Annotated in this window: 6 protein-coding genes; 2 read left to right on the forward strand and 4 right to left on the reverse strand. The window is 63.3% G+C overall.

Translation table 11 applies throughout. The features are described from left to right. On the forward strand, nucleotides 1-1,136 hold a 1,136-nt coding region (locus IC50_RS29465), incomplete at its 5' end, for a putative PEP-binding protein (RefSeq protein WP_035713053.1). Here the strand turns inward: IC50_RS29465 and IC50_RS41555 are convergent. After that, nucleotides 1,133-1,327: a hypothetical protein gene (locus IC50_RS41555; protein ID WP_035713056.1), complete on the reverse strand. Its 195-nt coding sequence runs from the start codon at nucleotides 1,325-1,327 to the stop codon at nucleotides 1,133-1,135. The two genes, IC50_RS29465 and IC50_RS41555, sit on opposite strands and share 4 nt — an antisense overlap. Nucleotides 1,328-1,454: 127 nt before the next feature. Beyond that, nucleotides 1,455-2,276 carry a universal stress protein gene (locus IC50_RS29475; protein ID WP_035713062.1) on the reverse strand — a complete coding sequence of 274 codons (822 nt, stop codon included), beginning with the start codon at nucleotides 2,274-2,276 and terminating at the stop codon, nucleotides 1,455-1,457. Nucleotides 2,277-2,428: 152 nt separating this feature from the next. Here IC50_RS29475 and IC50_RS29480 point away from each other — a divergent pair, with 152 nt between their 5' ends. Then, nucleotides 2,429-3,115 carry a CBS domain-containing protein gene (locus tag IC50_RS29480; RefSeq protein ID WP_035713059.1) on the forward strand — a complete coding sequence of 229 codons (687 nt, stop codon included), beginning with the start codon at nucleotides 2,429-2,431 and terminating at the stop codon, nucleotides 3,113-3,115. Nucleotides 3,116-3,194: 79 nt separating this feature from the next. Here IC50_RS29480 and IC50_RS29485 read toward each other — a convergent pair whose 3' ends face one another. Beyond that, nucleotides 3,195-4,760 (reverse strand): glycoside hydrolase family 17 protein, encoded by a 1,566-nt coding sequence (locus IC50_RS29485; protein WP_085974018.1) that lies wholly within the window; start codon nucleotides 4,758-4,760, stop codon nucleotides 3,195-3,197. A gap of 390 nt (nucleotides 4,761-5,150) precedes the next feature. Continuing rightward, the coding region (locus tag IC50_RS29490) for an oligopeptide/dipeptide ABC transporter ATP-binding protein (protein WP_035713066.1) at nucleotides 5,151-5,913 on the reverse strand (763 nt) is incomplete at its 5' end.

Below are 5,913 nucleotides of genomic sequence, written 5' to 3' on the forward strand. Positions count from 1 at the left end.
CACGCGAGCTCGGAGTGCCCGCGGTGGTCGGAACAGGCGGTTTCAGCAAGAGAGCCAAGGCGGGCACGGCCGTGACGGTGTCCTGCGCCGAAGGTGACATCGGTCACGTCTTCGAGGGAACGCTGCCGTACGAGGTCGAACGGACAGCGACCGAAAGTGTCCAGAAGCCGCGCACCGAAATCATGGTGAACCTCGGCAATCCCGAAGTTGCATTCAAGACTGCATCCCTGCCGAGCGATGGCGTTGGCCTGGCCCGTATGGAATTCATCATCAACCAGCATATCGGTGTCCATCCGATGGCGCTGGCCTGTCCCGACAAGGTGACTTCAGCGCGGGATCGGCGGAAGATCAAGCTGCTCACCGCACGCCACAAGCAGCCGTCCGAGTTCTTCGTCGAACGGCTCTCGGAAGGTGTCGGCACCATCGCCGCCGCGTTCTATCCCCGGCCGGTGATCGTGCGCCTCTCCGACTTCAAGACCAATGAATATGCGAACCTCCTCGGCGGCGCCGATTTCGAACCTCGCGAGGAGAACCCGATGCTCGGCTTTCGGGGCGCCGCGCGCTACGCGCACCCCGCCTATGCGCAGGGCTTTGCCCTGGAATGCGCTGCAATGAAACGGGTGCGCGAGGCGATGGGGCTCACCAATCTCAAGATCATGATTCCGTTTTGCCGGCGTGTCGAGGAAGCCCGCAAGGTCATTGCAGCCATGGCAACTCATGGCCTCAAGCGAGGCGAGAGCGGCCTGGAGATCTTCATGATGTGCGAAATCCCGAACAACGTCATCCTGATCGACCAGTTCGCGCAATTGTTCGACGGCTTCTCCATCGGCTCCAATGATCTCACCCAGCTGACGCTCGGCGTCGACCGGGACTCGGAGATCGTCGCCTTCGACTTCGACGAACGCGATCCCGGCATGCTGCAGATGCTGTCGATGGCCGTGCTTGGCGCCAAGCGCAACCGACGCCACGTCGGCATCTGTGGTGAAGCGCCGGCGAATTATCCGGAGATCGCGAAGTTTCTGGCTGAGCTCGGGATCGACTCGATCAGCGTGAATCCGTCGAGCGTATTGCGGACCATCGAGATCGTCCGCGCCGCGGAGCGCGAGGGCAGCGGCAGCCGGCGGGCTGCGAGCTAGGGGCGCTTGTCCCGGCGATACAGGCCGAGCGCCTCACGCACCTCGTCGTCCTCGAGAGCATCCTTGATCGCGCGGTCGGCCGGCCTGGTCTCCAGCACCGGTGCGTCGACCGACGCGTCGCGATCAGGTGCGGGCACCGCCGCCTTTCGCTCCGCCGCGCTCTTCTTCGCCGCTTGACCATCCTTGTCCATTGCACACTCTCCTGCGAGGCCGACGTCAGGGCCTTTTCCGCTCCGATGGAATCGGAACGGGGCTCTGGACTCCAGTTTTGACGCGTTCTCTTGACGCGAACCGGTATCCACTTCGCTCGAAAACGCTCTAATGCGACATCAACAGACAGACCGGAGCATGCTGCAGAAGGCTCTGCGTCATGCCGCCGAAGACCCATTCGCCCAACCGGCTGTGTCCATACCCCCCGGTCACGATGAGGTCGGCGCCGACGTCGGCGGCCAGCCGAACGAGGTAGCCCGCATCCGGCTCCGCCGTATGCACGCGCACCTCGTGCTGGCAGCTCACGCCGTGACGCTGAAGATATCTGGACACGTCCCGCACCCGGTCTCGCGCCGCATCCTGTTCGCTCGACGTGCAGATTTCGGCGATCGTGACCTGCGAAGCCCGGGTGAGAAATGGCAGCGCGTCCCGAACGGCCAGGCGCGCCTCCCGGGCGTCCTTCCAGCCGACCACGATCCGATCGCCCGATAATCGGGTGACGCCGTCCGGCACCGAGAGCAGCGGACGGCCCAGCCGCAACATGGCTCCCGCCGCATCGAGGTGGTGGGAATGATTGGCCTTCAGCTGACTGCGCCTCACCACGACAAGATCCGCCGCCCTCGACTGCTCGACCAGGAACTCGGTCGGGAAGCCGATCGTCCAGCGCCATTCGACTTTTTCGCTCGGCAGGCGAACGATGCGCCTGAACCACGCCTCCTTGTCCGACAGCGTTGCGCGTATGCGTTCGAGATCCTCCTCAGTCGTCTGTTCGATGATCACGCCTTCGGCGACGAACGGAGGGTCTATTGCAACGGCCGAGACGCCGAGCAAGGCGGCTCCAAAGCCGCTCGCGACCATCTCGGCGACGGCAATCTGCCCTTCGTCCTGCTGCCCGGAATCGACGTAGACCATGACGCTGGCAAGAGACATGTCGTTGCTCCATTGCTCGAATGGTCCCCTTATCTCGCGTTTCCCGATCGTCCCGTTGACGCAAATCAAGCGATCGAGCCGCTCCTTGATCCCGATCAATCCGGTTGGCACGAAAGGCGGGAAGATGTCTCAACGCAACACGGAGGTCTGTCATGCAAGCACAGGACGTGATGATCGCCCCGGTGGTGACCGTCGGCGCGAATGCAACCGTTCGCCAGGTCGCCAGGATCCTGCTCGAGCGCCACATCAGCGCAGTGCCGGTGGTCGATGCCGACAACAACATTCTCGGGATCGTAACCGAAGGCGACCTGATGCATCGAACCGAATCCGGCACCGAGCGCCCCTACGCCTGGTGGCTTCGCTTCTTGACCGGCGACGCGCAAATGGCGACTGACTACGTCAAGTCGCATGCCGTCAAAATCAAGGACATCATGACCCGCGAGGTCGTGACTGCCACTCCCGAGACGTCGCTGAGCGACATCGCCATGCTGCTCGAGGAGCGTCAGATCAAGCGTGTGCCGATCGTCAACAAGCAGGGACAGCTCGTCGGGATCGTCAGCCGTGCCAATCTGCTGCAGGCCGTCGCGAGCGCCAAGCCGAAGCTGGAGATCTCGCTTCCCGATTCAGCCATCAGAAAGAGGTTCCTCGATGAGGTCAAGAAGCAGCCCTGGGCACACACGTTCAACCTGAACGCGACCGTCCAGAACGGTGTGATCGACCTATGGGGCTTCGCGCCGTCCGCGGCCGAACGCACAGCCATCCGCGTCGCGGCAGAAGCCATTCCGGGCGTCGTGCTGGTGAACGACCACCTGCTCGAGACTCCGGCTTTCGTCTACTGACGCGAACCGGATCGAGGAGGCCTGCAACGAGCTCGCAACACGTTGGCGACTGCGGGCGGAATTGCGCGGGCGGCGCCGATCAAGAGGCACGCGCCCGCCACAGCGTCGCGGCAAGCACGAGATAGGCGGCGCAGGTCCACATCGCCTGCCAGTTCGCCGGCCCCTCGTTGAACCCCACATAGATCGCCGCTCCGACAAACACGCCCGCAAACAGCGACTCCGCCACAGGACGGCTTCCCTTCCCGGGCGGATTGAGCAGCGCCGTGGCCGCGAAAGGCAGGGCTGCCATGGTGAGAGCCGCAAAAGGAAAGTCGATGAAGCGCGGGTCGAACACAAGCCCGAGTGCGGTGGCCGTACCGATCACGACCACTACGATCAAGGTCAGTCCGTGCATGGTCACGAGCATCGATTCCGTCCGGTAGCCTTCCGGGCCGAGCAACTCCTGAAAACTGGGCGGTGGGCGCCCCGACATCAGGGCGTTGGCAGCAAGGACCGGCGAAACTGTTGCGGCCGCCAGAAGAGAGCTCCACATCAGCCAGCCACCGACTCCGATACTTTCAAAGAACACTTTCTGGGCGGCCACGCCAAGGAGGATCCCGGCTGTCATCGCCGATATTGCGACCCCAAACCATGAAGCGAGCCCAGCGCGCCCGGGCTTACGACGCGAGGTCAACCACGCCGCGCCGAAGACCAGCGTCGCCAGCGCAATTCCACTGCACATCTGCAGCTTCCAGAGCGGAAAGTTGCTGACGGGGACGCCGGGAGGATATTTGAGCACGCGCTGCTCGCCTCCGAACAGGCCCCATGATCCGCCGACCGTGCCCTCGATCTCCCGCTTCCAGGATTCATCATAGGCCTCGAACAGGTTGACGCGAAAATGCTCGCGTCGGGCGAGGTCGAGGACCTCCGAGACCACCCGGGCCTGATTGACAGGGGACGGCAACGCCGATTCCCGCATCCGTCCCTGGCTCGGCCAGCCGATTTCTCCGATCAGGATTTCCTTGCCCGGAAAAGCCGCCGCGACCTGCCGGCGTATTGCGTCGGCATGCGCAACAGCGGATTCAGCCGGGATTGGCACGTTCTCCCAATAGGGCAGGATATGAATCGTGACGAAATCGACGACATCGTAGAGCTCACGATTGCTCAGCCAGAATTCCCAGACGTCGGCATAGGTCACGGGCACACTGACCTGCGCCTTCACCGAGCGGATCGTGTCGGCGAGATCGGATACGGTTATGTCCTTGCGCAGCAGCGTCTCGTTGCCGACCACCAGCGCGATCACGGTCTCGGGATATTCCCTGGCGAGGCGTATCGCCGTCGAAATCTGCGTTTGGTTCTTCTGCTTGTCCTTGTCGAGGAAAATGCCCTGGATGACCTTCAGCCCCGCTCTGGCCGCAAGTTCGGGGATCTGGTCGAGACCAAGATCGTTCGCATAGGTCCGGATGCAGTCGGTTATCTCCGCCAGTTGGGCGAGATCCTCCGCGATCTGCTCACGCGATACCTGCGTCGCAGGCGAAAGCGACGTCTGATGGTTGCGGAATGGAGCGTATGAGATGCACTGGACCTTGTCCTTTGGATCGATGGGTGCGCGCACCAGATGGACTGGAATCCCCAGCCACCACCACACGACGGCGATGGCGCCCAGCGATATCAGGAAGAGCGCGAGCGAAACGCGGAGGGCATTGACGGGTGTTCCGGCAGACGCGACGTGACTGTGTTCCTCGCCTGGCGAGAGCGACAGCCTGGAGAACCAGCTTGCTTTCCGAGGAAGGACCAACTGATCACACGTGAGATGCGGCTTTTCACTTGCCGCGATGTCGCGGACGCATCGCCCTGCTTCGGGCGAGCGCCTGCGATCGCGACTGCATGGAAAGCAGGAGGATCATGCAATTGAACTTGTTCGACGGTCGCTCCCGACGATTATAGGATCGCTCCCGTTTTCCACAAGCCGGTTGATTCAGATTAATATGCGGAGAGCGTCGGAATCCTCCGGGCGGAAGACCATGCACCCGCGGTTCGTCGAGCGTGTCGCAGCCTAAGCCGCCTCTGGCGTGAGATCTGGAATACCGAGCTCTTCCTTGCGATGGCAGGCCACGAAATGCTCCGGCCCGGTTCCGTCCAGATGCGGCTGCTCTCGCCGGCAGCGATCGACCGCAAACGGACACCGTTCGGCGAAGCGGCAGCCTGGCGGTGGGTCGACCGGCGATGGCGGTTCGCCCTTGACCAGATATCTCGCCTTCAGTTCATCGCGCAGCGAGCCGGGCGGCACTGCGGCCGAAACGAGCGACCAGGTGTAGGGATGGCGCGGCGCCGTGAACAGCGTGGAGGCCGGCGCCTGCTCGGCGATCTTGCCGAGATACATCACTGCGATCTCATCGCAAAACTGCTGAATGACGCCGAGATCGTGCGAAATGAAAATGTAGGTCAGCCCGCGTTCGCGCTGCAGCTTCTTCAGCAGGTTGAGAATCTGCGCCTGGATTGCGACGTCGAGCGCCGACACCGCCTCGTCGCAAACGATCAGCTCCGGCTCCGGCGCCAGTGCGCGCGCGATACACAACCGCTGGCGCTGGCCTCCGGAGAACTGATGCGGGAACAGCTCGGCGGCTTCCGGTGGCAGGCCGACCTCGGCGAGCAGGCACCGCACCCGTTCATCGCGCTCGCTGCGGGTGCCGATATCGAGCAACTCCAGCGGTTCGCGGATCTGGTCGCCGGCGCGGCGGCGCGGATCGAGCGCGGAGAAAGGATCCTGGAACACGATCTGCAGGTGCTTGCGCACCTGCCGCAGCGGCTCCCCCCCC

The organism is Bradyrhizobium genomosp. I (2014) (genome assembly GCF_000261685.1).
Lineage (GTDB): Bacteria > Pseudomonadota > Alphaproteobacteria > Rhizobiales > Xanthobacteraceae > Bradyrhizobium.